The 26,657-nt window shown below is 64.5% G+C and carries 26 protein-coding genes and 1 tRNA gene; 9 read left to right on the forward strand and 18 right to left on the reverse strand.

Translation table 11 applies throughout. The annotated features are described in order from the left end of the window. Positions 1 to 591 precede the first annotated feature (591 nt). The 3 genes from ASG03_RS10645 to ASG03_RS10655 form a co-directional block, all read right to left on the reverse strand. Positions 592 to 921: a hypothetical protein gene (locus ASG03_RS10645; protein WP_062468620.1), complete on the reverse strand. Its 330-nt coding sequence runs from the start codon at positions 919 to 921 to the stop codon at positions 592 to 594. A gap of 233 nt (positions 922 to 1,154) precedes the next feature. After that, complete coding sequence (locus tag ASG03_RS10650) at positions 1,155 to 1,766, reverse strand: hypothetical protein (protein WP_062693551.1); 612 nt, start codon at positions 1,764 to 1,766, stop codon at positions 1,155 to 1,157. Between the two features lie 30 nt (positions 1,767 to 1,796). After that, a complete protein-coding gene (locus ASG03_RS10655) occupies positions 1,797 to 2,114 on the reverse strand; it encodes a hypothetical protein (protein ID WP_062468617.1) in 318 nt (105 codons plus the stop codon). A 339-nt stretch (positions 2,115 to 2,453) separates the two neighbouring features. Between ASG03_RS10655 and ASG03_RS10660 the strand changes: the two genes are divergently transcribed. The 4 genes from ASG03_RS10660 to ASG03_RS10675 all read left to right on the forward strand — a co-directional run bounded on the left by ASG03_RS10660 (position 2,454) and on the right by ASG03_RS10675 (position 4,484). Continuing rightward, positions 2,454 to 2,687 carry a hypothetical protein gene (locus ASG03_RS10660; RefSeq protein ID WP_062693552.1) on the forward strand — a complete coding sequence of 78 codons (234 nt, stop codon included), beginning with the start codon at positions 2,454 to 2,456 and terminating at the stop codon, positions 2,685 to 2,687. Positions 2,688 to 2,691: 4 nt separating this feature from the next. Beyond that, positions 2,692 to 2,982, forward strand: a complete 291-nt coding sequence (locus ASG03_RS10665) for a hypothetical protein (protein ID WP_062468613.1) — start codon at positions 2,692 to 2,694, stop codon at positions 2,980 to 2,982. 104 nt (positions 2,983 to 3,086) lie between these two features. Next, the gene (locus ASG03_RS10670) at positions 3,087 to 3,491 is read left to right on the forward strand and encodes a host attachment family protein (protein WP_062468611.1); all 405 of its coding nucleotides are present in this window, start codon (positions 3,087 to 3,089) and stop codon (positions 3,489 to 3,491) included. Between the two features lie 519 nt (positions 3,492 to 4,010). Further along, positions 4,011 to 4,484, forward strand: a complete 474-nt coding sequence (locus ASG03_RS10675; RefSeq protein WP_062693553.1) for a Panacea domain-containing protein — start codon at positions 4,011 to 4,013, stop codon at positions 4,482 to 4,484. A gap of 524 nt (positions 4,485 to 5,008) precedes the next feature. Here ASG03_RS10675 and ASG03_RS10685 read toward each other — a convergent pair. Both ASG03_RS10685 and ASG03_RS10690 read right to left on the reverse strand, forming a co-directional pair. Next, positions 5,009 to 5,221, reverse strand: coding sequence for a helix-turn-helix transcriptional regulator (locus tag ASG03_RS10685; protein WP_062693555.1), 213 nt, complete (start codon positions 5,219 to 5,221; stop codon positions 5,009 to 5,011). A 553-nt stretch (positions 5,222 to 5,774) separates the two neighbouring features. Further along, a tRNA-Pro gene (locus ASG03_RS10690) sits at positions 5,775 to 5,851 on the reverse strand. Between the two features lie 234 nt (positions 5,852 to 6,085). Here ASG03_RS10690 and ASG03_RS10695 point away from each other — a divergent pair. Continuing rightward, the gene (locus ASG03_RS10695; RefSeq protein WP_062693556.1) at positions 6,086 to 6,583 is read left to right on the forward strand and encodes a BA14K family protein; all 498 of its coding nucleotides are present in this window, start codon (positions 6,086 to 6,088) and stop codon (positions 6,581 to 6,583) included. Between the two features lie 206 nt (positions 6,584 to 6,789). Here ASG03_RS10695 and ASG03_RS10700 read toward each other — a convergent pair whose 3' ends face one another. From ASG03_RS10700 to ASG03_RS10720, 5 genes are all read right to left on the reverse strand, one after another. Further along, on the reverse strand, positions 6,790 to 8,010 hold the full coding sequence (locus tag ASG03_RS10700; protein WP_082475684.1) for a glycosyltransferase: 1,221 nt from the start codon (positions 8,008 to 8,010) through the stop codon (positions 6,790 to 6,792). 22 nt (positions 8,011 to 8,032) lie between these two features. Then, positions 8,033 to 9,310, reverse strand: coding sequence for an O-antigen ligase family protein (locus tag ASG03_RS10705; RefSeq protein WP_062693557.1), 1,278 nt, complete (start codon positions 9,308 to 9,310; stop codon positions 8,033 to 8,035). After that, complete coding sequence (locus tag ASG03_RS10710) at positions 9,307 to 10,869, reverse strand: undecaprenyl-phosphate glucose phosphotransferase (RefSeq protein ID WP_062693624.1); 1,563 nt, start codon at positions 10,867 to 10,869, stop codon at positions 9,307 to 9,309. Before ASG03_RS10710 ends, ASG03_RS10705 begins: the two co-directional genes overlap by 4 nt. A 188-nt stretch (positions 10,870 to 11,057) precedes the next feature. After that, a complete protein-coding gene (locus ASG03_RS10715; protein ID WP_244475221.1) occupies positions 11,058 to 12,338 on the reverse strand; it encodes a glycosyltransferase family 4 protein in 1,281 nt (426 codons plus the stop codon). Between the two features lie 4 nt (positions 12,339 to 12,342). Next, on the reverse strand, positions 12,343 to 12,918 hold the full coding sequence (locus ASG03_RS10720) for a polysaccharide biosynthesis/export family protein (protein ID WP_062468476.1): 576 nt from the start codon (positions 12,916 to 12,918) through the stop codon (positions 12,343 to 12,345). Positions 12,919 to 13,116: 198 nt separating this feature from the next. Between ASG03_RS10720 and ASG03_RS10725 the strand changes: the two genes are divergently transcribed. Then, positions 13,117 to 15,360 carry a GumC family protein gene (locus ASG03_RS10725; protein ID WP_062693558.1) on the forward strand — a complete coding sequence of 748 codons (2,244 nt, stop codon included), beginning with the start codon at positions 13,117 to 13,119 and terminating at the stop codon, positions 15,358 to 15,360. Between the two features lie 18 nt (positions 15,361 to 15,378). On the opposite strand, the gene ASG03_RS10730 is transcribed toward ASG03_RS10725, so the two are convergent. The 3 genes from ASG03_RS10730 to ASG03_RS10740 form a co-directional block, all read right to left on the reverse strand. Further along, the gene (locus ASG03_RS10730) at positions 15,379 to 16,662 is read right to left on the reverse strand and encodes a GNAT family N-acetyltransferase (protein WP_156381803.1); all 1,284 of its coding nucleotides are present in this window, start codon (positions 16,660 to 16,662) and stop codon (positions 15,379 to 15,381) included. A gap of 144 nt (positions 16,663 to 16,806) precedes the next feature. Then, positions 16,807 to 17,550, reverse strand: coding sequence for a metallophosphoesterase family protein (locus ASG03_RS10735; protein ID WP_062693559.1), 744 nt, complete (start codon positions 17,548 to 17,550; stop codon positions 16,807 to 16,809). 37 nt (positions 17,551 to 17,587) lie between these two features. After that, the gene (locus ASG03_RS10740; protein ID WP_062471894.1) at positions 17,588 to 17,797 is read right to left on the reverse strand and encodes a DUF2842 domain-containing protein; all 210 of its coding nucleotides are present in this window, start codon (positions 17,795 to 17,797) and stop codon (positions 17,588 to 17,590) included. Positions 17,798 to 18,049: 252 nt separating this feature from the next. On the opposite strand from ASG03_RS10740, the gene ASG03_RS10745 reads away from it, so the two are divergent. Then, on the forward strand, positions 18,050 to 19,147 hold the full coding sequence (locus ASG03_RS10745) for a COX15/CtaA family protein (protein WP_156381811.1): 1,098 nt from the start codon (positions 18,050 to 18,052) through the stop codon (positions 19,145 to 19,147). Positions 19,148 to 19,240: 93 nt separating this feature from the next. On the opposite strand, the gene argC is transcribed toward ASG03_RS10745, so the two are convergent. Both argC and speB read right to left on the reverse strand, forming a co-directional pair. Further along, complete coding sequence (argC, locus tag ASG03_RS10750; protein WP_062468467.1) at positions 19,241 to 20,173, reverse strand: N-acetyl-gamma-glutamyl-phosphate reductase; 933 nt, start codon at positions 20,171 to 20,173, stop codon at positions 19,241 to 19,243. Positions 20,174 to 20,276: 103 nt separating this feature from the next. Further along, a complete protein-coding gene (speB, locus tag ASG03_RS10755) occupies positions 20,277 to 21,230 on the reverse strand; it encodes an agmatinase (protein ID WP_062468464.1) in 954 nt (317 codons plus the stop codon). Positions 21,231 to 21,421: 191 nt separating this feature from the next. Here speB and ASG03_RS10760 point away from each other — a divergent pair, with 191 nt between their 5' ends. Continuing rightward, a complete protein-coding gene (locus ASG03_RS10760; protein WP_062693561.1) occupies positions 21,422 to 23,413 on the forward strand; it encodes an acyltransferase family protein in 1,992 nt (663 codons plus the stop codon). A 114-nt stretch (positions 23,414 to 23,527) separates the two neighbouring features. Here the strand turns inward: ASG03_RS10760 and rpsI are convergent, their stop codons facing one another. Together rpsI and rplM are read right to left on the reverse strand one after the other, a co-directional pair. Beyond that, the gene (rpsI, locus tag ASG03_RS10765; protein ID WP_062468460.1) at positions 23,528 to 24,001 is read right to left on the reverse strand and encodes a 30S ribosomal protein S9; all 474 of its coding nucleotides are present in this window, start codon (positions 23,999 to 24,001) and stop codon (positions 23,528 to 23,530) included. A gap of 2 nt (positions 24,002 to 24,003) precedes the next feature. Next, positions 24,004 to 24,468, reverse strand: coding sequence for a 50S ribosomal protein L13 (rplM, locus tag ASG03_RS10770; protein WP_062468458.1), 465 nt, complete (start codon positions 24,466 to 24,468; stop codon positions 24,004 to 24,006). Between the two features lie 359 nt (positions 24,469 to 24,827). On the opposite strand from rplM, the gene ASG03_RS10775 reads away from it, so the two are divergent. Next, complete coding sequence (locus ASG03_RS10775; RefSeq protein WP_062693562.1) at positions 24,828 to 25,649, forward strand: enoyl-CoA hydratase-related protein; 822 nt, start codon at positions 24,828 to 24,830, stop codon at positions 25,647 to 25,649. On the opposite strand, the gene ASG03_RS10780 is transcribed toward ASG03_RS10775, so the two are convergent. Then, complete coding sequence (locus tag ASG03_RS10780; RefSeq protein WP_062471891.1) at positions 25,646 to 26,488, reverse strand: EamA family transporter; 843 nt, start codon at positions 26,486 to 26,488, stop codon at positions 25,646 to 25,648. The two genes, ASG03_RS10775 and ASG03_RS10780, sit on opposite strands and share 4 nt — an antisense overlap. Between the last annotated feature and the right edge of the window lie 169 nt (positions 26,489 to 26,657).

The following is a 26,657-nucleotide window of genomic DNA, read 5'->3' on the forward strand; positions in this document are numbered from 1 at the left end:
TATATTTCAGACAACGCCTCGACGCCGAACGCGGATTGCAGTTCGATGTCGCGCGTAACGTCTCCATGCAGCGCGCCTCCATTCGTGTCACCGAACCTGTGCGTCGGTGGGGACCGCTTCAGCCCTGCGTCTCGATGCCCGTGTTGGATGGTCTCTGCTGCCGGAACATCCGTGCTCGGTTCGCCGGTGCAGGCAACGGGAGAGAGGGGGTAGCAGTCCTGGCCTACGGTCCGCCTTCAGGCCATCCTTGAACCAACAGGATCATTGGCGCTGTTCACCTCCGGCAACGAGCATTTTGCAGTCAGCCGGACATGTCGGGTCACCGCTCGTGCGGAATGCCGTGCGACAGGGTAGGACGAGGGCAGGGCGGCGGTTGAGGTAAACTTGTCTGTCTGTTGGAAATGGCATGCCGCGCGGGCCTGTGCGCGTTACGTCTTGTTGCGATGCGTATCGCTTCCCGAAACCGCTGCACACGTTCGTGCGATCTGCATTGGGACGACACGCGCTCGACGGCCGCCAACGGCCTCGGGCTGGAGTCCTTGACAAAAAGAAAGACCGCCGCTCCCGGGAGAGCGGCGGCCGATGTCGGTGTTAGCGAATGACGAGGCGGAAGACTTCCGGTGCGTAGTAGTATCCGTCGCTGTGGCGGCGGTAGCCACGACGCGCCTCGCGATACCCGCGGTGCCCGCGCCAGTAGCCACGACGCTCCTCGCGACGTTCTATCCGGCGCTCGTGACGACGGTCGTGGCGCTTGATCCAGCGCGGACGATCGTCGCGATGGCGATACTGGACCGCCTGCGCATCGGTCGTCATCTGCACGGGCGCCGGTACGACAGGCGCTGCAGACGCGGTCGAGAAGCTTGTGAGGCCGAGGACGGCCGCAACAGCGGCGGCGCCGAGAACCTGGGTCAATCTGGTCATGGTGTCTTCCTTGCTAAGTAAGTCTTACTATTATTCGGTAAGCGATGAACCTAGGGTGAACCGACGATCCGGCCAGAGGCGGGTACGTTTTTCCTGTCGCGTGCGCGAGGCAGCGACGTCCGCCAGGGACGAATGCGATCACCGCAGCCGCGCTTGGGGGCGGTGTCCGGACGATCGGGGAACGAGAAAAAGGGCCGGATGACTCCGGCCCCTTCCTTGGCGATCTCGCCCGATTACAGCGTGCGGCGCGGATAACGCGCGCGTTCCTGCTCGACCTCTGCGGCGCCATAGGGGGCAGCCGTGTCGTCGAACTTCGTCCAGCCCTGCTCTGCATAGGCATTGCGACGCTCGACCGGATCGACCCAGTTCGACTTCTTCAGAATCGCTTCCGCGTCCATCTGCAGGGCATCGTCAACCTTCGCGGTGACCAGCGTGCCGCCGCGGCGGACGCCCTCGGCGTAGACATGCGCATGGTCTTCATCGACACCCGACGACGTCAGCGCACCGATGAGGCCACCTGTGGCGCCACCAGCGGCAGCGCCGGCAACGGCACCGAGGGCTGTTGCGGCGAGCCAGCCGGCCGCGACGACGGGACCGACGCCCGGAATGGCCATCATGCCAAGACCCGTGAGCAGACCGCCTGCGCCGCCGACAACGGCGCCAATGCCGGCGCCCGTTCCGGCGCCCTCGGCAGCCTTGCTGTCATGGTCGCCATCCTTGTAACGGCCATCCGCATTGTTGGACACGATGCTGATATCGTCGGATCGGATGCCACGGGCCTCCAAGGCGCTCACGGCAGCGCTTGCATCGCTATAATCGTCGAACAGTCCTGTTACAGTCTTCATAATGATTTCCTTTCAGCGCACGGACGCTTGTTATTTGGCGACGACGTTGCCCTGGTAATCCATGGAAACCGCAACGGATTTCCCATCCTTCATGGCTTTCGCCTGCCAGATGCCCTTGTCGTCCAGCATCAGGCCGTCGAGGCCTGTGTAACCGGCAGCTTCGATCCGTTCCTTGGCCTGCGCTTCGGTGAACGAATTTGCGCCTTCGACAGGTGCCGTCGGGTTGGCGGTGTCGGGCGTCGCGACTGCCGGCGTGTTGCCATCGGCGGACGGCGCGGGCGTCGTCTGGGCGCTGGCGCCAAAGGCGGATGCAGCAACGATCGCCGCAGCGAGAATGATCTTTTTCATTGGGTTCCTCCGTTCAAGACCCGTGTGCAGGTCTCGATGGGTAAGCTTTTGCCAAAGGAAATGTTCCGCAGAAATGCAATGATTTCGCGACTTTAAAGAGAGCGGTCCTTAACAAGCGCGCGATCGCTCGCAAGGATTGCAGCGCCTCGACGCCCAGCGGAGAGGCCGCAATAGGTGTCCCGCCAACGTCCGGCTAAGGACGGAAACCGTGTCCGCGCAAGGGCGAACCCGCTCCCCCTGTGAAGAACGAAACCTTTCCTTGACACATGCCCCCGACCGTGAACAAAATAGGAACATAGTCCGCCAGTTCCGAAAACATTCCCACCTGAGAGTCGGCCCATGACCCATGTCCAGCACCATGCCAACGAACCCCTGGAGATGTCGATCGACGTCCTTGCCGAACATATCATCACCGAGCACGCGGGAGACGCGGTGGAGGCGGTCAAGACGCTCGTCATGGAGCTGGACTTCACGCGCGATCAGCTTCAGATCGCATCCCGCTTGCTCTCGACGGGGATCGGGCGGGGATGGAAGCCGCGCCTGGAGCGCCTGCCGGCCCGTCCGGAGGCGTGAGGTCATGAAGCACAAGCGCGGAATCGACCTGCGCACCGACATGGCCGCGCCGTTCGCGCCGGCCCGGATGCGCGAGGGGAGCTACGACCTGTGGCGTCCGATCGGAGATCTGGCGCAATATGAGATCATCGGCGGCACCTGCCCGACCTGCGATCATGTCGGGTGGCTCGACATGGCGATCGTTCGCCGAAGGGTCGGCGCCGAGATGAGCCTTCTTCATTTTCAGGAAAAGCTCGTCTGTCGGTGTGGCAACCGGGACGGCAACAGGCTGATGATCGGCACGCTGGCGCGATGACCGCCTGACGACGACAAGACGGAACGAAAAGCCGCTTAAAGGGCTTTTATCGAGCATGCGCACGACACCCCGTCGTCACAAGCGCGATACCAACGGAGTTTTCCATGGATCTTCCCCAGAATGCAGTCGTCGCGGTCGCCGACGGCAAGAAGCTGTCCCTCTTCAAGAATGAAGGTCAGGCCTCCAGCATCCAGCTCAAGGCCTTGCCCGAACCGGACATCGATGATTCGAAAATCCCGTCGGGTGGCCGCCATTCCAGCAGCTCTGCCAATCCGGGCGACGGACAGCAGGACGAAGACGGCTTTACCGCCGGCGTGATCAGCGCGCTGAACAAGCAGGTTCTGGATGGCAAGATCAAGAAGCTGGTGATCATCGCGGCACCGCGCACCCTGGGCGAGCTTCGCAAGGGCTATCACAAGGCCCTGTCGGACGTCATCGTCGGAGAGCTCGACAAGGATCTCACCGGTCACTCGATCCACGACATCGAGAAGGCGATCGCAGCGGCCTGATCGACAGCCCTGCAAGCCGAGAGAGCCGCGTCTGTTCGGCTCTCTCCCGACACCGCAGACCGGACATCCGGGACCGCGGCACAGCGTCCGTTCGCCGCTCGATCGCAGGATCGGGCGGCTTTTCATCATATGGGGGATGGCGTTCGGGCCGCAGGTCAAAACCGGGCGGCACCCGTGAGCTCTGGGGGAGCTCAGATCAACCCGCTAAGCTGTCGGCGGCTGGGGTCTTGGCACACAGGTCTACGCCGATACGATCCAGACGTACCCGATTGGCGGGCGCTGCGAGCTGTCGGCGGTGGGTTCGCGTATGCAGTCTGTGGAGGAGACGGAGGCGCTGGCGGCGATTGGTGCGGCAAATGCGGAGCGGGTAGCGGGTTTGGTGGAGTGAGGTAAGTTCTCAATTGTCTTCAAAGCGGTGCGCAAATCAGGCTACGCCCACGGTCGAGACACAAGCTGTTCTTTCGTGCTATGCACACCTATATAGCGGATAGATTCTCACTCTCGAACATAGGAGGCAATATGTACGACGCTCGGCAAATCGCCAACTGGTTCGTACGCCGTGCAAAGCAGGATGGTAAGACATTGACCATCATGCAACTGCTTAAGCTTGTGTATATTTCGCACGGTTGGCATCTCGAAATAACAAAAGCTCCATTGATCGCAAACAAGGTGGAAGCCTGGAAATATGGTCCGGTTATCCCTGACGTGTACAATTCGTTCAGGAAGCAAGGGATCAATGCTACTGGCGAGGTAACAGCCGTGGGTTCGGCGGTTTCTGATTCCAATGCAGCGCTATTGGAGCAGATCTACAACATCTACGGCTCTATGTCCGCACGACAGCTTTCTGACCTAACTCATGAGCCAAATGGCCCTTGGGATCAAGCCACTAAGCGGTGGGGTTATTTCGCACCTATTCCTGACGACTTGATTAGGCCGCACTACGAACAAAAACGTGAGAGAGCATTCCGGGCGGCGGCTAATGTCACCACCTGAGCTCCCGCTCCCGGGGCCGTCAGACCCAAGCTATGAGCGCGCCAAAGTTATCGAGCTGGAGCAGCGCATAGCCGATCTTGAGCTTAACAGCGCAGCTGGGCAGCTAAGCCACGAATATGCTCATCGAGCGCTTCTAATTGCAGAAGTTAAGCAGCGGATCAGGGTCAGGTACGCAGCGTTCATTATTTCGATGATCACCATGGCATTTATGGGCTTTGTTCTGTTACACGCAGTACATAACTACTTTTGGGGGCCGTTCGTGCTTGTTCCTCCGTCAGTGGCTATCGCAATGTTTGTGGCGCCGACGGTCTCAATAAGTGCTATCACTATTATGCTCTTAGTCGGTGCGTTTAGACGTTTCAAAGACGATGACATGGATAACATCCATCTACCGAGCATTACCGCAGAGGCAGTGAAGTCATCTATTCTTAATTGATATAATTCTTCGCGACGCCGCGCGTTGTAAGCCGCAGGTGCTCGGCCGCTTCGCCGAGGGTGTAAACGTCGTCGTTGAGGGGTACCGATTAGGCCTGCTTCCGATTAGCGATCTTCTTCTGGATACAGTCGAGCACTTCGCTCTTCACAAAGGCGAGCCGTCGATTACCGAAGTCGACGGCAGCCGGGAAGCGGCTAGAGGTTCGATACGCGTTTAGCATCGTGCGAGACATGCTTGTCCACACAGCGGCCTGGTTCAACGAAACCAAGACCGCGATGTCGTCGTCGTGCTCGTTAAACATATGGCTCTCCTTGGTTACTGAGGTGAGCATCGTCAGCAAGGTTGACTGGGCAACGAGGGCGCGAAAAGAATTGTTCTCTAAGGTATTGTATTAATTTACAAATTTGTCAAACGTGTTTGCGTCAATCTTACGCCAGGCCCCTTGCCATGAAGCGCACTGCTCATGGCGCGGCGTTAGCTGCTGCCGGCCGCTCGCCTGACAGGCGGGCAGAAATGGAAAGAGCCAGTGGCGCTGGAGGACGCCACTGGCTCTATAAAGTTCGATCCGAGGCCATGGGGCAGGGGGAGGAAGTGGCGCTCGGTGTTGATTTAACTCCGTAACCTACGAAGTGTTCCTCCCATACCGAGGAACAGTAAACCGGGAAGGCGCCGAGCGAAGCCGCATTCTACGACACCCTCCCGGCACCACGCACATCAAAAGCGCGCTACACCGAGAAGATAAATAGCAGGGCGAATGTTCCGCGTGTGGAAAAGTGGCTCAGGATGATCTGGCTACAATGCGGCTACAATTTTTGTAGCTCGGTGCTCAGCTGGGGGCTAAGTCTTTAAAAAGATGGTCGGAATGGCCGGATTCGAACCGACGACCCCTTGACCCCCAGTCAAGTGCGCTACCGGGCTGCGCTACATTCCGTTCCGAGGGAAGGCCTATATTCTCAGGCTTGCAGGTGCAAGGGGAAAATGGCGCGGGATCAAGAAAATGGTGGAAGGCCGCAGCGGGGCAGGGGCAGGGGCAAGGGGGGCAGGGGCCGAGCGGCGATCGGGCGCCGGTTGCGCGCTGGTCGCGGGAACGTGATGCCGCAGGTGAGGCGGGGATATTGTCGCGGGCGGTTGGCGTCCTAGGTTCTGTCCTACGAAAGGAAACACCATGAAAAAGCTTATCATCGCATTCGTTTCGCTCGTAACGGCCTTTTCCGGCATCGGTCCGGTCAGTGCCATGCCGCTGCCGAAAGCCGGACCGGTAGAGACCAGCACGGACGTCCAGCAGGTGCGCGACCGCTACATCATCCGTCGCCATGGGCGCGGGGGTTGGGATCGCGGGGACTGGCGCGGCCATCGCAGTGATTGGCGCGGCCATCGCGGCGACTGGCGCGGTCATCGGGCCTATCGCTACGACCGCCGTTACCGGGATCGCTACTACCGTGGCGATCGCGGCGTCGGCCTCGCCCTGGGCGGCCTTGCCGCCGGCGCGATCATCGGTGGTGCGCTGAGCCAGCCGCGCTACGTGGCGCCGGGCTACCGCCGGGTCTATGGCGGCAATTCGCATGTCGCCTGGTGCCAGGCCCGCTACCGGTCCTATCGCGCCTATGACAACACGTACCAGCCCTATGGCGGCCCGCGCCGTCAGTGCAACTCGCCGTACTGATGAAGGCATGTCGCCCGAACGTGTGCAGCGGTTTCGGGAACGACGTGAATCAAAACAAGACTTAAAGCGCGTTGGGTGAATCCTTTTTCACGCAACGCGCTTCAGGGTCCGAGGATCGCGGTTCGCCGCACACGAAAAAAGCGCCCGCCGGGATCTCCCGCGGGCGCTTTTTTTTGTCGGGTTCCCGGATGGTCGGGAATGCGTTGTCAGCGCCGCGCGCGGACCATCTTGTAGACGGCCTCGGTCTCGTCGATCATCACGTCGAGCGCGAAGCGGGCGCGGTGATGCTCGGCAGCGGCCCGGAAGGCGTGAAAGGTCGATGGCTCGGCAAGCGTCACCATGGCGCTCGCAAGCCGGGTGGCGTCGCCGTCATTCGGCACAATGAAGCCGGTCACGCCGTCTTCCACAGCCGTCGTCGCGCCGCCGACCGCGGTGGTGACGATCGGCCGGCCGGCGGCAGCCGCCTCCAGCATGACGTAGGACATCGCTTCGTAGCGGCTCGGCATCACGAGGCAGTCGAAGGCCGGTACGGCCTGCGGGCCGGTGAAGGCGGATGTCAGGTGGATGCGATTCTGCAGGCCGCTTGCGGCGATCGCGGCCCGCACCGGCGCTTCCTGCTCACCCGATCCCACCATGATGAGATGGGCCTCCGGCAGCGTCGTCGCCGCGTGACGAAAGGCCTCGATCAGACGCTCGGGCGCTTTCTGGTGCGACAGCCGGCCGACGAAGCCGAACACGAAGGTCTCCGGCGTGATGCCGAAGCTGGCCCGCACCGTCAGTGCCATGTCCTTCACCGGCTGGGAGACGCCATTGACGATGACCGACATGCGCTTTTCGGGAATGCCGAGCGATACGGCATGCTGGTACTCGTCCTGCGAGACGCAGATCAGGTGATCGGTGAGGAACCGGCCGAGAAAGCTCTCGACCGACCCGAACAGCTTGCGGCCGGTGGAGCCGAGCGTCGGGTCCATCGTGCGGAAGGCGTGGGGCGTATAGATGCGCGGCACGTGCCGGCCGGGCAGGCGCAGGCGGGCCAGCCCGCCGGCCTTGGAGCTGTGGCCGTGGACGATGTCGAAGCCGCCGCGGGCGATGATGCGGTTCAGCTTCTTCCACGAGGCGATATCGGCGCGGCCGGGCGAGCGGGTCATCGCCACCTTGTGGATGGCCGGCAGCCCGAGCGACTTCAGCTCGCGCACGAAGCTTTCCTCGGCACGGAGCGGCGAGACGACGGCCTCCACCCGATGTCCGCGCCGCGACAGGCCGTGGCAGAGATCGAGGAAGTGTCGGCCGGATCCGCCGCCGGATGGCTCCAGCACCTGCAGGATCGACAGGGAGGCGCGATCGGCATCGGTTTCCGGTCGCGCGGTCTCGCCGTCGCGCAAAGGCGCATCGGTCGCATTCGGTTCGCTTGAGGTCGGGCTGGTCATGATCTTCGATCGCGGTGGCGTGTCAGGCCGCTGCGCCTTCTGACGTCGTCGTGTGCAGGCCGGGTGCCTGCGACCGTCTGCTGTAGCGGTATTCGAGCGCGCCGCAACCCCAGATGATGCCGAGGAGGAGATAGAAATGGCGCCAATGGTCCGTATCGATCACATTTCCGATACCGGCATGCCCCAGGAGCACGATCCAGCCGATCATCAGATAGGGCTGCCAGGGCCGATCCAGCAGCATGAAGCGGAAGCCGATCGACAGCGTCCAGACGATCAGCGTCACGTAGGAGACAAAGCCGAGCCAGCCGTAGGAGGTCAGGGTCTTGAGCCAGACATTGTGCTCGTCTTCCGGAAAGATCTTGGAAAACATCATCGGGCCGATGCCGAGCGGACGTTCCATGGACAGGAGAAAGCCGAAGCGGTGGCGTTCGAAGCGGCCGAGATGTCCGCCGTCATAATCCTGGACGAGCTGCGTGCGGCTGGAGAAGAGATCGGCCACCTGCGGGATCTGCAGCGCCACCACCAGCGATGTCACCATGAAGATCATGCCGGACAGCGCAATCACGAAGATCTTCAGACGAAACGCGCCGGTGCGCTCCTTGAGCAGCATGATGAAGACCAGCATGCAGGCCGAGAACAGGTAGAGCGCCCAGGCCGCCCGCGAAAAGGACAGAAACAGGCCGAAGGCCATGATGAGGATGCCGAGCGCGCGCAGCGGCAGGTCGATCAGGCGTCCTTTGAGCACGCCGTGAATGAGGAAGAGCGAGGGGGCGACCAGAAAGGGGCCGAAGACGTTCGGATCCTGGAAGGCGCCCATGGCCCGATCGTAGCGGGTAAAGGCCTCCGCGCCGGGGATCAGCCCGAAATACCCGAGAATGCCGAGGGTGGAGGTGCAGACGCCGGCCCAGACCCAGGCCTGGAACATCAGCTTCAGCCGTTCGTGGCGTGCCTCGATGATCGCGGCGTAGAAGATCGCGGTGATCGCGAGAAAGCCGGACACCGCCATGTACATCGGCGCGACGTCGAGATCGTCCATCATGGTGAGCGACAGGATGCCGCCGATCATGAAGAGCACGAGGAGCGTGAACAAGGGGGCGGTGAAGCGCGAAAGGCGCAGGCCGCAGAACGCCCAGATGGCGATGAGCGCCGCGACGAAGAGCTCGTGCGGGGAGGGTTCCACCATGACGAAGCCCTGGAGGAACACGCCGAACGCCACCGCCGCCGAGCCGAGAAGCCCGAACGCAGCCCGTTGCGGCCGGAACACGCCGGGCAGGCCGGCAGGCGCGACGATCGTGCTCAATAGGCGTTTTCCGTGTTGAGAAGGCGGATGGGCGTGAGGAACAGGATTTTCAGGTCGAACCAGAGCGACCAGTTCTCGATGTAGTGGAGGTCGAACGCCGTGCGGAAGCGGATCTTCTCGTCATTGTCGATCTCGCCGCGCCAGCCGTTGATCTGCGCCCAGCCGGTAACGCCCGGCTTGACGCGGTGCCGGGCGAAATAGCCCTCGACGACATCACTGTAGTTGCGATCCGCCGTCTGCGCAGCCACGGCATGGGGGCGCGGACCGACGAGCGACAGCTGCCCCCGCAACACGTTGAAGATCTGCGGAAGTTCGTCGATGGAGGATTTTCGCAGGAAACGCCCGACGGGGGTCACGCGCGGATCGCCCTTGGTCACCGCATTGCGGGCGCTGGGGTCGCTCATGTTCGTGTACATCGAGCGGAATTTGTAGACCTCGATCTGCTCGTTGTTGAAGCCGTGGCGCATCTGCTTGAAGATGATCGGGCCCGGCGAGGTCAGCTTGACGGCGAGCGCAGCGCCGATGAAGACAGGCCAGAGCAGCACGAGCGCGACGACGCTGAAAACCACGTCGAAGATGCGCTTGGCGACCGAATCCCAGTCAGCGATCGGCTTGTCGAAGATGTCGAGCATCGGCACCTGGCCGACATGGGAATAGCTGCGCGGGCGGAAGCGCAGATTGGCGGCATGCGCCGCCAGCCGGATATCCACCGGCAGGATCCACAGTTTGCGCAGAAGATCGAGAATACGCCGCTCGGCCGACAGCGGCAGCGCGATGATCAGCATGTCGATGCGGGCCAGTCGGGCAAAGTCGACGAGTTCGGAAAACGTGCCGAGCTTGGGATAGCCGGCGATGATGTTGGGCGAACGACGCGCGTCGCGATCGTCGAAGATGCCACAGATGCGGATATCATTGTCGGTCTGCTGCTCGAGGACGCGGATGAGATCCTTGGCGGGCTGACCGCCGCCGACGATGACGACGCGGCGCTCCATCATGCCGTTGCGCGCCCAGCGCCGGATGGAAAAGGCGATGAAGGCGCGTTCGATCAGAAGGAAGGCCGCGCCCGCGAGAAACCAGATGCCGAAGGACAGGCGCGAGAAGCTCTCGCCGGTCTTGGCGAAGAACATCACGATGGTGATCGCGGCGAACGCCAGTGTCCAGGCGCCGAGGAGGCGCGGCATGGCGCGGGAGACCGACCGCAGCGTGGGGATCTGGTAGCCATCGGCAAACTGCAGGAAGATGACCGTCAGCGCGGAGCTGGCTGCGAGCATCGCGGCGTACTGGAGCCAGCGTTCGAAGCTCGGCGCGACATAGAGACCCGTGATGATGTAGCCGATGATGAAGAGGGCGGCGAACTCGAATAGGCGGAGGCAGCCGAGCACCATGGCCGGCGAATAGGTGTCCGCGCGAAACTGCGCCGCGATCCGGCGCGCCAGCGGATTGAGCTCCTTCTGCGGCTCGACCGGGCGCACCTCGTCCCGCCCGATTGTCCGGATTTCGGAGATCTGCCGGCGCAAGGCCTCGGGGTCGAACGTTTCCGGCTTCTCGATCTGGTTCATCACGCTGCCCATCCTGCCATTGGCTCGCAAAGACATAGCAGGGAGGCGCTAAGAAACGTTTACACCCGGGACGGCCCGGCAACCTGGTCAACAATGGGTTAAGGGCATTCGAGCCGCAAATTCAACGGTCTGTCCGCGTGCCCATGGGCAACTCCGCCAGTGCGGAGCGGGGCGGCGGCGGGCCTGTCTCAGCGTTCCGCGTCCGCAACCAGCCGCCGGTAGAGCCGCATCATCGCGGCGGCCATGGTCGCCGAGGAGAAGGCGGCCTTGAAGCGCTCGGGCTCGGGCATGGTGCGCCGGGCCCAGCCGTCTTCGGTCAGGGCGCGATGCATGATGTTGGCAAGCGACTGTGCATCGTTGGGCTCGGCCAGAGCCGCGCTGTCAGGGCCGAGGATCTCCGGCACGCCGCCGACGCGTGCGGCGATCACCGGCCGCTGGGCAGCCACCGCCTCGAGCACGATATAAGGCATCGATTCGGCCCGCGACGGCACGACAACGAACCGCGCGCTGGCAAAAGCCGTGCGTGCGGGCATGGCCGGCTGCATGCCGATCCGCTGCCCCAGTCCGCGCTGAAGCTTCATGCGCAGATAGTCTTCCTGCTGCGGTCCGTCGCCGATCATCATGGCGCTCAGCGGCCGGCCGGCCAGCCGCTCCGTGCGGCCGAGCGCATCGATGAAGATGTCCGGACCCTTCATGTCGCGCAGCATGCCGATATAGAGGAAGTCCACCGCATCCGGCGCCGGCTCGACGGGCACGAATTCGCCGTCCTCGACGCCGTTGTAGATCGTTTCGGCCAGGGGCTGCGGGCGGCCGACCTTTGCCTCGTAGGTGGCGCGCTCGTAATTGCAGACGAAGACCAGCGCGTCCGTCGCATGTTCCTGGAAGCGCTCAAGGGACAGGATGCCCTTGCCCTTCCATGTCCGCCGGTCGAAATGGAGACTGCCGCCGTGCGGGGAATAGAGGCGGGCCACAGGCGATCCGTTGACGCGCAGGATCGTGCCGATGGTGCGGGCGAGCGCTCCGCCCTTGGCGCCGTGGCCATGGAGGATGTCGGGCTGGAGCTGGCGCAGCTCCTTGTAGCTTGTCCACAGCGCCTTGGCGTCCGACGGGCCGATGGACCGGCGGATCGGCAGGCGCACGAGACCGAGCGCGAGATGGGGAAGGATCTCCGCGAACAGCCGTTCCTCGTGGGGCCCGCCGGTCGTGCTGTCGCAGAGGATGCCGACCTGGTGCCCTTCGGCCGCATGCGCCGCGGCGAGATCGCGCACATGCCGGAAGATGCCGCCGACCGGCGAACGGAAACAGTGGATGATCCGCAGCGGCCGCTCGCCTGTCCGGGGCTGCGCGGGGAGGGGCGCCTGCGGCACGGATACGGTCCGGTGGGTGTCCGCCTGGAGCGGGTCGCTCCCGCCACGATCCGGCTGCATGGGCTCTGTCTGCGTATGATCGGGCTGCACGGGATGGGACATGGTCTCAGAACAGCCGTTCGCGGACATAGACGGTGTCACCCGCCATGATCGGATCGGAAATCGAGACGCGCCCGGTGACGATGCGTCCGTTGATCTTGCGCGTCACGTCCACCGTCTTCTGGTTGGCCCGCTGCGAGAAACCGCCGGCCACGGCGATGGCGTTCTGCACCGTCATGCCCGGCACATAGGAATACTGTCCCGACTGCCCGACCTCGCCCATGATGAACACCGAGCGATAGCGATCGACCTCGATTGTGACGTCGGGATCGCGCAGATAGCCGGCGCGCAGCTTCTGGGCGATCATGGTCTCCATCTCGCTCAGCGTATGGCCGCGCGAGGGCACCGAGCCTATGAGGGGGAAGGCCACGTAGCCGGCCTGGTCGACGGTGTAGGAGCCGGTGAGGCCGGCCTGTTCGAACACGCTGATGCGCAGGCGGTCGCCGCTGTCCAGCCGATAGGGCTGGATCGTGGCTTCGCTGAACGCCCGGGGCGCAGGTTCGTAACTGCTGCAGCCGGCGATCGTCACCGACAGCAGGGCGATCCCCAAGGCCAGACCTGACTTGCATCGTGCGACGGTCATGCGATTCTCGTGTTTCAGGTGAACGTGACGCTGTTATCGATCTGTTAGGGTTAACAGCCGGTAAAGACCCGCTCTCAACCTGACGTTTCCGAATGCTCTAAAGTATCGTCCGGCCAGGTTGTGACTTGTATCGTTAACGCTCGGGTTACCATCTTTGTTTACCGTGCCCGCCAACAGGACTCGGGTACAGGTGCGTGGATGTCAGGCTTCAGCGGCAGTCAACAGGACGTGGATATCGACCTCGGCGGTCTGTTCGGGGCGATCTGGCGTCGCCGGACGCGGGTGCTCCTGACCACGGTGGCCGTGGCGGCGCTCGCCTTTACTGGCGCGCACATGATCTCGCCGCGCTACGACAGCGAAGCGCGGCTGCTGATCGAGCCGCGCGAGCCGGAATTCAGCTCGACGACGCTCCAGCCGTCCGCTTCCAGCGCCACATCCTTTGACGAGCCGGGGATTTCGAGCGAAGTGCAGCTGCTGCGCTCAGTCGACCTCATCAAGCAGGTGGCGCGCAACATGCGGCTGCACGAGTTCAAGGAGTTCGATCCGACGGCCGATCCCTCCGCCGTTTCCGACATCCTCGTCATGCTCGGCCTCAAGCGCAATCCGCTCGACATGCCGCCCGAGGAACGCGTGCTGAAGGAATTCCAGGAGAAGCTGCAGGTCTACCAGGTCGAGAAGTCGCGGGTCATCGGCATCCAGTTCACCTCCAAGGATCGCGCGCTCGCCGCCGCAATTCCCAACGAGATCGCCAAGATCTACCTCTCGCTCAAGGCGGGGGCGAAGCTCGACAGCAACACCGAGGCCAGCCGCTGGCTGGAGCCCGAGATCGCCAACCTTCGCGAAAAGGTGCGCGCGGCCGAGGCGAAGATCGCCGAGTATCGCGCCACCTCCGACCTTCTGCCCTCCGGCGATACCGGCACCTTCGCCACCCGCCAGCTGACCGACATCTCGACCGAGCTCGCCCGAGTTCGCGGCGAGCGGGCGAATGCGGAGGCGCGCGCGGAGAATGTCCGGTCCGCCCTGTCCAGCGGACGCGGTGCCGAAACGCTGAACGAGGTCGTGGGCTCCGCGATGATCCAGCGGCTGAAGGAGTCGGAATCGCAGATCCAGAACCAGATCGCCGACCTGTCGACGACCCTGCTCGACGGGCATCCGCGCATCAAGGCGCTGCGCTCGCAGCTGACGGGCATCCGCGCGCAGATCCGCGAGGAGACGCAGAAGATCCTGGCAAGCCTCGAGAACGAGGCCAAGGTCGGCGAACTTCGCGAGCGCCAGCTGACGCAGCAGATGAACACGCTGAAGGCGTCCTCCGCCAAGGCCGGCGAGGACGAGGTCGGCCTGCGCGCCCTGGAGCGCGAAGCCGCCGCCCAACGCCAGCTTCTGGAAACCTATCTGTCACGCTACCGCGAGGCGAGCTCGCGCACCGGGGCGAGCGCCGCGCCGGCCGATGCGCGCGTGATCTCCAGCGCCGTTGAGCCGACAGAGGCGAGTTTCCCCAAGATCCTGCCGATCACCATCGTCGCCGCCATGGCCGCGTTCCTGCTCAGCTGCATCGTGATCCTGTTGCAGGAGCTCTTCAGCGGTCGCGCCCTCAGGCCCGTCGGCGCGCCCGGTGCTCTCCCTCGCGCGGCGTCTCCGCAGCTGCCGCCGACACCCCCGACGCCTGCACCCTCGACGCCGACACCCCGGCGCGGCTGGTCCTTCCGGCCAGATGCCAAGCCGCGCGAGAGCGTGCGCGAGACGGCCCGCCCTGCTGCCGCCGCCAATATTGCCGTCGCCTCCGCTGTGACGGAAACGACCGGACACGACGACGAGACCGATGTGCCGCTCGACGGCTTCTTCGTGGAGAACGTGGCGGCTGCGCTGATCGTCGACCGCGTGCCGATCGCCTTCGTCGTCTCGCCGACCGGCGACGCCGGCTCCGTGCAGACGGTTGCGCTCGCCCGGATGGTCTCGGAGGAGGGGCGGCGCGTGGTGCTGATCGATCTCACGGCTTCCGGCTGCCCGACCGGCCTGATGGCACCGTCGGCCGACCTGCCGGGCATCACCGATCTCCTTGTCGAGGATATCGCGTTCGGCGATGCGCTTCATGCCGATCATGGTTCGGATGCGCATGTCGTTCCGCGTGGTACGGCAGATCCGGCGATTGCCATGCAGGCGATCGACCGCTTGCAGGCGATCGTCGCGGCGCTGACCGACGCCTACGATCTCGTTCTCGTCGAATGTGCGGATGCGGATGCCGCGGCGGTCTCGCGCCTGGCGCCGGCCGGCGACGTCGAGATCATCTTCTCGGTGCCTGCGGTTTCGGCCGAGGATCTGGTCGAGATCATCACGGAATTTGCCGAGGCCGGCTACGACCGCATCCAGATCATGGATGCAAGCCTTTCGGGCCTTCCTCCTGCCGGTGAAGCCGTGCCGCAACCGGACCGCCGCGCGGCCTGAGCCGACCGGCTCCCGGCATCAATCCGCGTCGGTTGCCGTCGGCTCCGGCGCGGCCTTGCCCTGATGCTTCTGGCGCAGCCGCTGCACGAGGCCATAGACCTGGCGGTTCGATTTGATGGCGCGCTTGATCCGGACGAGAACCCGGTGGACGCCCGCCGCGATCCGACCGCGCAGCGTCAGCGGCACGACGATGTCGTAGAGCGGCGTCTCGATCGTGCACCAGGACCGCTTGTAGAGCTGGTCGCCGATCCCGAAATCGAACAGGGAGACACCGTCGCCGCAGGCACGCTCGATGATCCTGTGGAACAGAAGCTCGCCCGGGCTCGCATCCGCTGCCAGCGTTTCGTCGATCGATCCGAACTGGCAGATCATGTGGTCGCCCTTGCGCGACACGCCCGCGACCGCGACGATCCGGCTGTCGGCCTCGCCGCGCAGGCGCAGCGCATGCAGGGTAAGCGGATGGTTTTCGGCCGCGCCGGGACACGAGACCACAGCGCGCAGGAAAGCCTGCGTGGCCGGATCCCGGAAGACGTTGGGCAGGCCCAGCGCCTCGAAACGCACCGCCTTCTGGATCAGGAACACGTCGAGGATCGCGCGCTGCTCCTCCGGGCTCTCGCCGACGATGTAGTCGTAGCCGCCATAGGTCTCCATCCGCCGTTCGGAGAGGCGGAACTTCTTGCGCCGCCGTTTTGCGTTGATCTGCGCGAGCGTTGTGGAAAAATCGGGAAAGAGCGGCAGCTGGTAGGAGGCGTTCTGGTGCCGGATCAAGGGCAGCGACGCGAGCGGATGAACCGCGCCGCGCCATTCGCGCGGCATCTTGTCCAGCGTGACGATATCGGCGACGTGGGCAAGCTTGACGGTCAGGCCGGCCAGGACGCCGGCGGCCAGCTGCTCGCGCGACAGGCCGCCGAGATCGTCGGCAAAGAGGCCCGTATTGATATTGTTGTGCGGCGACGCGATGAAGCGTGCCGTGCGGAACAGACCGTTGCGGACGAGTTCGAGCGGCAGGATGACGATCGTCCGGTCGCCGAGCCGACCCCGCACGAGGAGCGGACGCTCGACATGGGTCGACAGCCAGCTGGCGCACCAGTCGAAGCTCTGGTGCATCGAGGCGGCATTCGACGCCTCCAGCAGACGCCAGTCCTTTTCCAGGGCCGACATCGACACGTGCACGGACAAGACGAGATCCGTCGGGCCGGCAACGGTCGGCATCAGGTCGGCCGGAGCGCTGCCGCGCTTGGCCGGTCCGTGTGGCCCGGCGCGCGGCGCGTCGAGAGAAAGGGCGGTGATCTGGGCATTCATCGCGAATGAGCCCTCCGTCTGAAACACGTTGCCGGCATCTAGCCTGTAAAGCCGCTGATGTTGACTTAAGGCTGCGTAAATCCGCCGTGCGGCGGCGCGATATTCCAAGATGCGGTTACCATGCGGTTAACGCGTCCCGCGCGGTTACATCCATCCCGTGGCCAGCGCCCGCGCCCAATCCGGACGACCGTTCGCTGCGGCACGCGCGGCCGCGGCGAGATGGTCGTAGGCCAGGAGCCGGAAGGCAACAGCGAAGGTGCCGTCCGCCGCCCGATCGACGACCGCATAGGACGCACGCGGCGTTCCGGTCTCCACCCGGTGCGCGACCGGTTGCTCGTCGGCATAGGCGGGGCAACCGACGCTGCCGGGGTTCAGAATCATGCGTCCATCCGACAGCGTGACGAGGCGCGGAATATGCGTGTGGCCACACAGGAGGAGGGGCAGCGCGATGCCGGCAGCAAACCCTTCGATGCGCGCCGCATGGGCCCGGTGGACGATGCCGTCGGGCGAGACGTCCTCCAGCCAGTAGGTGAGGTCGGAGTCCGGCGTGCCGTGGCAAAGGAAAAGGCCGTGCTCGGACACCGATCGTGTCGGTTCGAGGCTTTCAAGCCATGCGAAGTGATGGTCCGAGAGGGCCGCATGGGTAAAGCGGTCGGTTGCGATCATGGCGTCGGGCGCGGCCGTCAGCAGGGCGCGATCATGGTTGCCGCGGATCGAGAGAAGGTCGCGTGCCATCAGAAGCTCGGCCGTGCGCGCCGGATCGATCGGGCCGCTGAGGGCGTCGCCGAGATGGACGATCCGGCGGATGCCCTGCGCGTCGATGTCGGCCAACACGGCCTCGAGTGCGGCGGCATTGCCGTGGATGTCTGCGATGACGGCGATCTTCATCGGCGTGATCCCTCTGCCGCGGCCAGACCGGATCGTGTCACCGCTTGCCGGGTTTTTCCATCCACTTGATGATGAGCATCGCCGGAAGCACCCAGAGAAGACCGCTGAAGAAGAAGTAGAGGAGATGGACCCACCACGGGGACGCGCCGAGCCGGACTTCGGCGACGACGGTGGCGATGATGGCGTAGGAAATGACGAGCACGAGGAGGAGGATCGTCCCGATCAGTTTGCGAAGGCGTACCGGCATTGTCTTAAACGTCTCCATTCGCTGCGATTTCAGGCCTGGGTGCAGCGATGCACCTGGCCCTGCACAGGGCGATGCACATGGCGCTGCACCGTGTCGCGCCCACCGGCCGCGACGGCATGCCGCAAAGGCCCTCCTTGTCATGCCTGCCCGAGTGATGCAAATCAACGCTGGACCCGCGGACATTTCCTGATCCTTGTCCCCGGCGACCGCCAGCAGGGCGAACGGAGCAGCGCGATGACCAGTGCCAACCCCATGATGACGCAGACGACGACGCCGGAGAAACCGAGGCTCGAGATCGACAGCGCCCGGCGTCATCGCCGGCAGATCCGTCTCTGGCTCGGCTTCGTCGTCTTCGCGCTGTTTGCGCTGGTGCTCGTGGGCGGCGCCACGCGCCTGACCGAATCGGGACTTTCCATCACCGAATGGAAGCCGATCCACGGTGTCGTTCCGCCCTTGTCGGAGGCGGAGTGGGAGGAAGAGTTCTCGCTCTACAAGCAGATTCCGCAATATCAGCAGATGAACAGCGACATGACGATGGAGGGGTTCAAGACCATCTTCTGGTGGGAGTGGGCACACAGGGCGCTGGCCCGGTCGATCGGCGTGATCTTCGCGCTGCCACTCGCCTTCTTCTGGCTGACGGGGCGGATCGAGCGGCGGCTGAAGCTGCCGCTTCTGGGCATTCTGGCGCTCGGCGGCTTCCAGGGTTTCGTCGGCTGGTGGATGGTCTCCTCGGGTCTCGTCAACCGGACGGATGTCAGCCAGTACCGGCTGGCGACCCATCTCATCATCGCCTGCCTGATCTTCTCGGCCTGTCTCTGGATCCTGCGCGGTCTGACGCCACACCGGGGAGACGCCCCGCCGACGCGCTATTCCTATGTGGTCGCCGGCGCGATCGCGCTGATGGCGCTCGTACAGATCTATCTCGGCGCGCTGGTCGCAGGGCTCGATGCCGGCCTCAGCTACAACACCTGGCCGCTGATGGACGGTGCACTGGTCCCAAGCGATCTCTTCATCCAGAGCCCGGCCTGGCGAAACCTGTTCGAGAATCCGAAGACCGTCCAGTTCGTGCATCGCTGCGGCGCCTATGTCCTGCTGACGCTCGTTCTCGGGCACATGATCGCCAACCTGCGTCTTGCACCACGCTCGAGCCATGCCCGACGGGCCGTCGTTCTCGCGGGCCTGGTGCTCCTGCAGGCCTCGATCGGCATCATGACGCTGTTGCTGCAGGTTCCGATCGGCTGGGGCGTGGCGCATCAGGGCGGCGCGCTCGTCGTGCTTGGCTTTGCCATTGCGCATTTTCGCGGCTTCTTCGGGGAATATCCTCTGGACGCGCAGACCGTGCACGGCTGACCGACACCGAGGCAGCCGATCATCATCGCCCCGGCGCCGCAAGGGAGGCGGGGCGATGCGTCATCTCGTCAAGACGTCGCCGGAGAGCGATGCTCAGGCCGACAGCATCAGGTCCATGTTCTGGACGGCGGCGCCGGAGGCGCCCTTGCCGAGATTGTCGAGCAGGGCCACGAGGTTGACATGCTCGCCGCCGGGCGTTCCGAAGACGAAGAGCTTCATACGGTCCGTGCCCGCCAGTTCCACGGCATCCACACGCGCCAGCGCCGCGCTGACCTCCAGCGGCACGACCTCGACCACGTCCTGGCCGGCATAATGCGCGAAAAGCGCGCCGTGGATGCTTTCGAGCGTCGCGCCGTTGCCGACCTCCTCGAGGAACAGCGGCACCTGCACGATCATTCCCTGCGGGAACTTGCCGACCGACGGGGAAAACAGCGGCGTGCGTCCGAGCATGCCGTGAATCTTCATCTCGGCAACATGCTTGTGCTTGAGCGGCAGGCCGTAGAGGAAGCCCGGCGAGGTGATCGGATCCGGATTTTGAGGATCCTCGATCTGGGCGATCATCTGCTTGCCGCCGCCGGTATAGCCGGAGATGGCGTTGACGCTCACCGGATAGGCCTCCGGCAGGATGCCGGCCTGGCGCAGCGGCCGCACGAGGCCGATGGCGCCCGTGGGGTAGCAGCCGGGATTGGCGACGAAGCGCGATCCGCGGATTTTCTCGGCCTGGGCGGCATCCATCTCCGCGAAGCCATAGGCCCAGTCCGGCGCGACGCGATAGGCGGTCGAGGTGTCGATGATGCGCACGGCGTCGTTGCCGGACAGCATGGCCACGGCCTGACGCGAGGCATCGTCGGGCAGGCAGAGAATGGCGATGTCGGCGCTGTTCAGCAGGTCCTCGCGCATGGCGGCATTGCGCCGCTCGGCCTCCGGGATCGACAGGAGCTCGACATCCGTGCGGTCGGCCATGCGGGCGCGGATCTGCAATCCCGTGGTGCCGTGCTCGCCATCGATGAAGATCTTAGCCGTCATGTCTTTGTCCCGTCGGTTCAAGAGGTTGGGGCGTGTGCCGGACTCAGTCTCTCACGCCGTTGATTCTGTTTGATAACAGTGTGGCGGCCCTTGCCGGCAATGTTCAGCGGCCGGCGGCCAGCCGCTCCGCACGCAGGCCGAGCATATACATGGCGACGGTGGATGCAGCAATGGCGGTGATGTCGGCGTGATCATAGGCCGGTGCGACCTCGACCACGTCGGAACCGCGAATGTCGAGCGGGGCCAGCCGGCGAAGCACGGACAAAAGTTTGGCGCTGGAGAATCCGCCTGAAACGGGCGTGCCCGTGCCCGGCGCAAAGGCCGGGTCGAGGCAGTCGATATCGACGGTGAGATAGACGGGCGCCCCGCCGGCCTGCGCGACGATCTCGGCGGCGATGGCCGAGGCGGTCATGTCCTCGACCGCATCGCCCGGGAGGATACGGATGCCGAAATCGTCCGGCGCATGGGTGCGGATGCCGACCTGGATGGAGCGTGCGACATCGATCAGCCCTTCGCGCACGGCCCGACCGACGAAGGAGCCATGGTCGATCCTGCCTTCCGCGTCGGGCCAGGTGTCCTGATGCGCATCGAACTGGACGAGGGCGAGCGGCCCGTGCCGCGCGGCGTGCGCCCGCAGCAGCGGCAGGGTGATGAAATGGTCGCCGCCAAGCGTCAGCAGGTAGGGCACCGATTTGATGATCCGCGCCGCCTCCCGGGCGATCGTGGCGGGCGTCTTTGCGTGGTGGCCGTAATCGAGCAGGCAGTCGCCCGTATCGATCACCGCCATCTCGGCGAAGAGGTCGCGCTGGAACGGGTGTTGCGGATCGTTGTCGAAGATGGCCGATGCCCGCCGAATGGCCTGCGGCCCGAAGCGGGCGCCCGGCCGGTTCGATGTCGCCGCATCGAAGGGCACGCCCCAGACGGCGACGTCCGCTCCGGTCAGGCGCTTGGTATATCTGCGCCGCATGAAGGACAGGATGCCGGCATGTGTCGGATCCGACGCGGCACTCTTCAGGGACGGGGCCGTGATCGCGTGATCGATGGTCTTGGATGCCATGAGAACTCCGCAGGACGTTTGCGCCGGAACCTGCTGGAATTCCGCAGCGCCCGCAAGACACTTTCCTCCCGTTGGAGAGGCTGCGCACCGAAACGCCGGGCTTGGGCACCGAGGCGGGCCGATCGGCTTGTCAAAGATGAATGACTAAATTAGTAGATGCCGTGTTATCGCAGGGGTTTGGATGAGACGGCATGCTTCATAGACGCGAGATCGACGGCCTTCGCGCCATGGCTGTCACCGCCGTGGTTCTCGACCATGCGGGCCTGCCGTATTTGCCGGGAGGCTTCCTCGGGGTGGATATCTTCTTCGTCATCAGCGGCTATCTCATTACCGGCATCATCGTCCGGGACATCGAGGCCGGCCGGTTTTCGATGCGGGCGTTTTACGAGCGGCGCGCCAGGCGCATTCTGCCTGCGCTGCTCGTCATGTTGCTGGCCACGATTCCCTTTGCCTGGATCTGGCTGCTGCCGCTCGACTTCAAGGACTATGCGCAATCCCTGCTGGCGAGCCTGTTCTCCTATGCAAACATTCACTTCGCAACAAAGGCAGGCTACTTCGCGCCGGATGCGCATCGTGTGCCCCTGCTTCACACCTGGAGCCTGGCCGTCGAGGAGCAGTTCTATCTGCTGTTTCCGGTATTCGTCCTCCTGGTCGCCCGCAAGGGGAGAGGCCGCCTCGTCCCCGCGATGGCCGGGCTTTGTTTCCTCAGCTTCATCGTCTGTCTGATCGGAGTCCGGGCTTTCCCGACGGTCAATTTCTATTGTCTGACCAGTCGCGCCTGGGAGCTTCTGGCGGGCGGCCTGTTCTCCTTCACAGGATGTTCCCGGTCGCGTCGCGTCAACGAGGCGGCGTCTCTTGCGGGTTTCGCGCTCATTGCCCTCTCGATCCTCGTTCCGACGTCGCAGCAGGACTGGCCGTCGTTTCTGACGCTCGGTCCCGTCCTCGGGACCGGCCTTCTGCTTGTCTTCGGGGTCGAGCGGACCGTCATGGGGCGCCTCCTGTCATGGCCGCCCTTCGTCGGGCTCGGGCGCGTCAGCTACAGTCTCTATCTCTGGCATCAGCCGATCTTCGCCTTCGCACGCATTCGCAGCATGGGGGAGCCGACGCTTCCGGTCATGATCGCCCTGTCCCTTGCGGCCCTCGCCGTATCCATTCTGTCGTGGCGGTATGTCGAGCAGCCGGTTCGGCAACACATCGGCCCTTGGCGGATCGGCTCGAGAACGCCGCGCCTTCTCGGCGGCGCCGCAGCCGCGCTGATCGTGTCCACCGGCGTTGCAGGAAATGTGACCAAGGGCCTGCCCTGGCGCTTGCCGTCAGCCGTCACCGCGATGGTCCGCGCCAGCGCGTGGAACAAGGCGTGCCTGTATACGGCCGAAGCCGATCTTCCCGTCTTCCCGCTGAAGGACTGTCTTCACAACCCGGGCCATCCCGTCACCTATGCCATCTGGGGCGATTCCATCTCCGCATCCGTGTCGGAGATTTTGGCCGCCGAACTGGACAGGCGCGGGACGAGCCTGCAGCAGCTCACCCATGGTTACTGCGCGCCGCTTCCCGGGGTGTCGGTTCCGTCCGTTGCCAAAAGCGCGCATTGCGGCCCGTTCAACGAAAGCGCGCTCGCGCAGATCCTCGCGTCTCCCGAGATCACCACCGTGGTGATGGCGGCGTCATGGATCGTGTTCCTGTCCTATCCCGAATACCAGATCGACGGGGTGACCCAGTCCGCCGGCGATGAGGTTCCGCCCGAAATCCGGCAGCGCCTCCGGGACACGATCGCGACGATCGAAGCGTCGGGCCGTCGTGTGGTGCTCGTCTATCCCCATCCTAAACCGGCTGTGAACGTCATCGGCACCGTCACGCAGCAGATGTTGGCCGGCGTGGCGCGACCGGAGGTGACGATGGCCTATGCCGACTTTGTCCAGAACAGCGCGCGGAGCCGCGCCGTGCTCGATGCTGTGGCCAGCCCTCGGACGATCAAGGTGTTTCCCGAGGAGGTGTTCTGCGCGCGGTCGCAGGGCGGCACATGTGCTCTGACATCGGACGGATTGCCCTATCTGGCCGACACCCTGCATTTCACCGCGTCCGGAGCCCGACTTGCGGTGGCCGCGATCTTGGGCAAGCTTCCGATCGTGCCGGTGCTGCCGATGGGACCCGTCCCCGACGCCGCCGACGATCCCGCGCGGTAGGCGCCATGGCAGGAGCCTCGGACGTCACGGCGGCTCCCGTGCCGGCCCACATCCCCAAACGGAAAAAGGCGGAGCCGAAGCCCCGCCTTTGACACTGTGCGTGATCCGAAGCGATTAACGCTTGGAGAACTGGAACGAACGACGGGCCTTCGCCTTGCCGTACTTCTTACGCTCGACGACGCGGCTGTCGCGGGTCAGGAAGCCACCCTTCTTGAGCACGGTGCGCAGGCCCGGCTCGTAGTAGGTGAGGGCCTTGGAGATGCCGTGACGAACGGCACCGGCCTGACCGGAGAGACCGCCGCCGGCAACCGTGGCGTCGATGTCGAACTGGCCGTCACGAGCCGCCGCGAAGATCGGCTGACGCAGGATCATCTGCAGGACCGGACGTGCGAAATACTCGGGGTAGGCCTTGCCGTTGATGGTGATCTTGCCGGAGCCCGGCTTGACCCAGACGCGGGCAACGGCGTTCTTGCGCTTGCCGGTCGCATAGGAGCGGCCCTGGGCGTCGATCTTCTTGACATGAACGGGAGCAGCGTTGCTGGCTTCCGCGACCGTGCCAAGTTCTTTCAGAGAGGAGAGGTCGGCCACGATCAGGCGCTCCTTACGTTCTTCGTGTTCAGCTTGGCGACGTCGAGAACGGTCGGCTGCTGGGCTTCATGCGGATGGTTCGTGCCTGCGTAGACGCGAAGGTTCTTCATCTGGCGACGGCCGAGGGGGCCGCGGGGAACCATGCGCTCGACAGCCTTCTCGAGAACGCGCTCCGGAAAGCGGCCTTCGATGATCTGGCGCGCGGTGCGCTCCTTGATGCCGCCGGGGTAGCCGGTGTGCCAGTAGTACTTCTTGTCGGTGTACTTCTTGCCGGTAAGCACGGCCTTCTCGGCATTGATGACGATGACGTTGTCGCCGTCGTCGACATGCGGAGTGTAGGTGGCCTTATTCTTGCCGCGCAGGATGTTGGCGATGATGGTCGCGACGCGACCCACAACGAGGCCTTCGGCGTCGATGAGGATCCACTTCTTCTCCACCTCTGCAGGCTTCTGAACGAAGGTTGACATGATGAAACTCTTTCGTTGGGAACCCGATACGTTGCCGCCGGGCGTTTTTTGTTGCTTGGTTTGCGGAAAGCGACCCGGAGGACGACCCTGCAAAGTGGACACGGACGCGGACGCCCGTGAACAGTGCGGCTTATAAGGGGAGGTCGGTCGGCCCGTCAAGAGGAGCGGTCAGGCAGGGCTCCAGCCGCCGTTAACGAAAACAATGGGTTATCTATGTGGTAAGATGATACCACAATAAATGTGACGCGTTTTAGTGACGTTTTCCGCTGTGGCGCGGCCATTTGCGGCGCTGCGGCTTGAAAGCGCGGGGCGGGCGGCGTAGCTGGAGGTCGCATCTTTGCCCCCGAAAAGGAGCCGACATGGCCGATATCGTTTCCCTGCGCCGCCCCGAGCCGCGCGACCTCGTTCTGCGCGTGCGCGACGGCGATGTCCTTCGCCTGACGCTGAACCATCCGCCGCTCAACACGCTTTCGACGGATGTCGTCGACGCGCTCCTGAGCGAGCTCGAGGCTGCGGCGGGCGATGCGGCGCTGCGCGTCGTCATCCTCGCGGCAACCGGAGCGGTGTTTTCGGCCGGTCTCGATCTCGAGGACCTGGACCGGCGGCGATCGGATGACGATGCCGGCCGCGCGGCGCTCGAGGCCGCTTTTGCGCGCTCGGCCCGGCTCATGACGGCCATCTCGACCTTGCCGCAGCCCGTCATCGCGGAAATCGACGGGCTGGCGACGGCGGCCGGCTGCGAGCTGGTGGCGGCCTGCGATCTGGCCATCTGCACGGACACGGCGACCTTCTGCACGCCCGGGGTGAATATCGGCGTCGCGCCGATGGGGGCGGTCGTGGCGCTGGCGCGGTCCGCCGGCCGCAAGCAGGCGATGGAGATGCTGCTGACGGGGGAAACGATCGACGCCTCCACCGCCAAGGATTTCGGCCTCGTGAACCGCATCGTCCCGAAACAGTATCTGCGGCAGGTCGTCGACAAATATGCCGCCGTCATCGCCTCGAAATCGCAGGGCGCGCAGCAGGGCGTGAAGTCTGCCTTCGCACGGCAGGCCGTGATGTCGCGGGAGGACGCCGCCGCGCAGGCGGCACAGGCGGAAGCCGCGAGCGCGCTGACACCGGATGCGGTCGAGGGCATGGCGGCGTTTCTTGCAAACCGCACGCCCGTCTGGCCGAAGCGCTAGGCGTCGACGAGCTTCAGCATCAGCGCCCCGAGCGCGATGAGGCATCCGGCTGCGATGCGGAACGGGCTGATCCGCTCCTTCAGCACGGTGACCGAAATCACGATCGCAAAGAGGATCGAGGTCTCCCGGAGGGCCGCGACGGTTGCGACCGGCGCCCGGGTCATGGCCCAGAGCGCAATGCCGTAGGAGCCGATCGAGCCGGCGCCGCCGACAAGGCCGCGCCAGGCATTGCGCCGGATATGGCCGATCACCGGCGGCGCTCCCCGCCTGAACATCGCCCAGCCGAGCAGCAGCACGGGCGGAAGCTGCGCCATCCATAGGGTATAGGCGATGGCATTGCCGGACAGCCGCGCGCCGAGACCATCGACGAAGGTGTAGGCGGCAATGAAGACCGCATTGATGAGCGCGAGCGTGAGGGCCCGCCTGCCGCTGCTCCGCCCTTCGAAGGCTAGCGTGAAGATGCCGGCGGAGATGGCGAGGATACCCAGCGTTGCGCCCCGGGTCAGCGTCTCGCCGACGATCATGCTGCTGGCCGCGGCGACGAGCAGCGGGGCGCCGCCCCGCATCAAGGGATAGACGAGGCCGATATCGCCGGCGGTGTAGGCGGCGGCGACCAGATGGAAATAGCCGAACTGCAACAGGGCCGAGGCCAGCAGGAACGGCACCGCCCGCGCGTCCGGCAGCGGCATGAAGGGCAGGAACGGCCAGGCGATCACGGCGGCGCCGAGCGCGATCATCGCGGCGTCCAGCGACTTGTCCGTTCCGGCCTTGACCATCGCGTTCCACCCGGCATGCAGCAGGGCACCGAAGAGAACGAAGAGAAGAACGTCGAGCGGCACGGGCAAACCGGATGGTGGGACGAAGCGAAAGCGCCCGTCCGTTGTCGCAAGCCGGGGTGGCGACCGCAAGCGTCGCGCGCCTCCGGCGTGACGGTTTTGTGACAGGTTCGGCCGCTATGCACAGCTCCGAGCGGGGGTTTCGACCCGGAAATCCACGTTTTCCGGGAAC

This window comes from Rhizobium sp. Leaf341 (assembly GCF_001424325.1).
In the GTDB taxonomy this organism is placed as follows: domain Bacteria; phylum Pseudomonadota; class Alphaproteobacteria; order Rhizobiales; family Rhizobiaceae; genus Ferranicluibacter.

Coding starts and splice junctions, on each gene's coding strand:
- ASG03_RS10775 (WP_062693562.1), top strand. CDS start 24,828: ATGGCCGATATCGTTTCCCTGCGCCGCCCCGAGCCGCGCGACCTCGTT.
- ASG03_RS10655 (WP_062468617.1), bottom strand. CDS start 2,114: ATGAAAAAGATCATTCTCGCTGCGGCGATCGTTGCTGCATCCGCCTTT.
- ASG03_RS10740 (WP_062471894.1), bottom strand. CDS start 17,797: ATGCCGGTACGCCTTCGCAAACTGATCGGGACGATCCTCCTCCTCGTG.
- ASG03_RS10650 (WP_062693551.1), bottom strand. CDS start 1,766: ATGAAGACTGTAACAGGACTGTTCGACGATTATAGCGATGCAAGCGCT.
- ASG03_RS10670 (WP_062468611.1), top strand. CDS start 3,087: ATGGATCTTCCCCAGAATGCAGTCGTCGCGGTCGCCGACGGCAAGAAG.
- rplM (WP_062468458.1), bottom strand. CDS start 24,468: ATGTCAACCTTCGTTCAGAAGCCTGCAGAGGTGGAGAAGAAGTGGATC.
- ASG03_RS10710 (WP_062693624.1), bottom strand. CDS start 10,869: ATGAACCAGATCGAGAAGCCGGAAACGTTCGACCCCGAGGCCTTGCGC.
- ASG03_RS10645 (WP_062468620.1), bottom strand. CDS start 921: ATGACCAGATTGACCCAGGTTCTCGGCGCCGCCGCTGTTGCGGCCGTC.
- ASG03_RS10660 (WP_062693552.1), top strand. CDS start 2,454: ATGACCCATGTCCAGCACCATGCCAACGAACCCCTGGAGATGTCGATC.
- ASG03_RS10700 (WP_082475684.1), bottom strand. CDS start 8,010: ATGACCAGCCCGACCTCAAGCGAACCGAATGCGACCGATGCGCCTTTG.
- ASG03_RS10665 (WP_062468613.1), top strand. CDS start 2,692: ATGAAGCACAAGCGCGGAATCGACCTGCGCACCGACATGGCCGCGCCG.
- ASG03_RS10735 (WP_062693559.1), bottom strand. CDS start 17,550: ATGAAGATCGCCGTCATCGCAGACATCCACGGCAATGCCGCCGCACTC.
- ASG03_RS10675 (WP_062693553.1), top strand. CDS start 4,011: ATGTACGACGCTCGGCAAATCGCCAACTGGTTCGTACGCCGTGCAAAG.
- argC (WP_062468467.1), bottom strand. CDS start 20,173: ATGACGGCTAAGATCTTCATCGATGGCGAGCACGGCACCACGGGATTG.
- ASG03_RS10720 (WP_062468476.1), bottom strand. CDS start 12,918: ATGACCGTCGCACGATGCAAGTCAGGTCTGGCCTTGGGGATCGCCCTG.
- ASG03_RS10695 (WP_062693556.1), top strand. CDS start 6,086: ATGAAAAAGCTTATCATCGCATTCGTTTCGCTCGTAACGGCCTTTTCC.
- speB (WP_062468464.1), bottom strand. CDS start 21,230: ATGGCATCCAAGACCATCGATCACGCGATCACGGCCCCGTCCCTGAAG.
- ASG03_RS10760 (WP_062693561.1), top strand. CDS start 21,422: ATGCTTCATAGACGCGAGATCGACGGCCTTCGCGCCATGGCTGTCACC.
- ASG03_RS10730 (WP_156381803.1), bottom strand. CDS start 16,662: ATGAATGCCCAGATCACCGCCCTTTCTCTCGACGCGCCGCGCGCCGGG.
- ASG03_RS10725 (WP_062693558.1), top strand. CDS start 13,117: ATGTCAGGCTTCAGCGGCAGTCAACAGGACGTGGATATCGACCTCGGC.
- ASG03_RS10685 (WP_062693555.1), bottom strand. CDS start 5,221: ATGTTTAACGAGCACGACGACGACATCGCGGTCTTGGTTTCGTTGAAC.
- ASG03_RS10715 (WP_244475221.1), bottom strand. CDS start 12,338: ATGTCCCATCCCGTGCAGCCCGATCATACGCAGACAGAGCCCATGCAG.
- ASG03_RS10745 (WP_156381811.1), top strand. CDS start 18,050: ATGATGACGCAGACGACGACGCCGGAGAAACCGAGGCTCGAGATCGAC.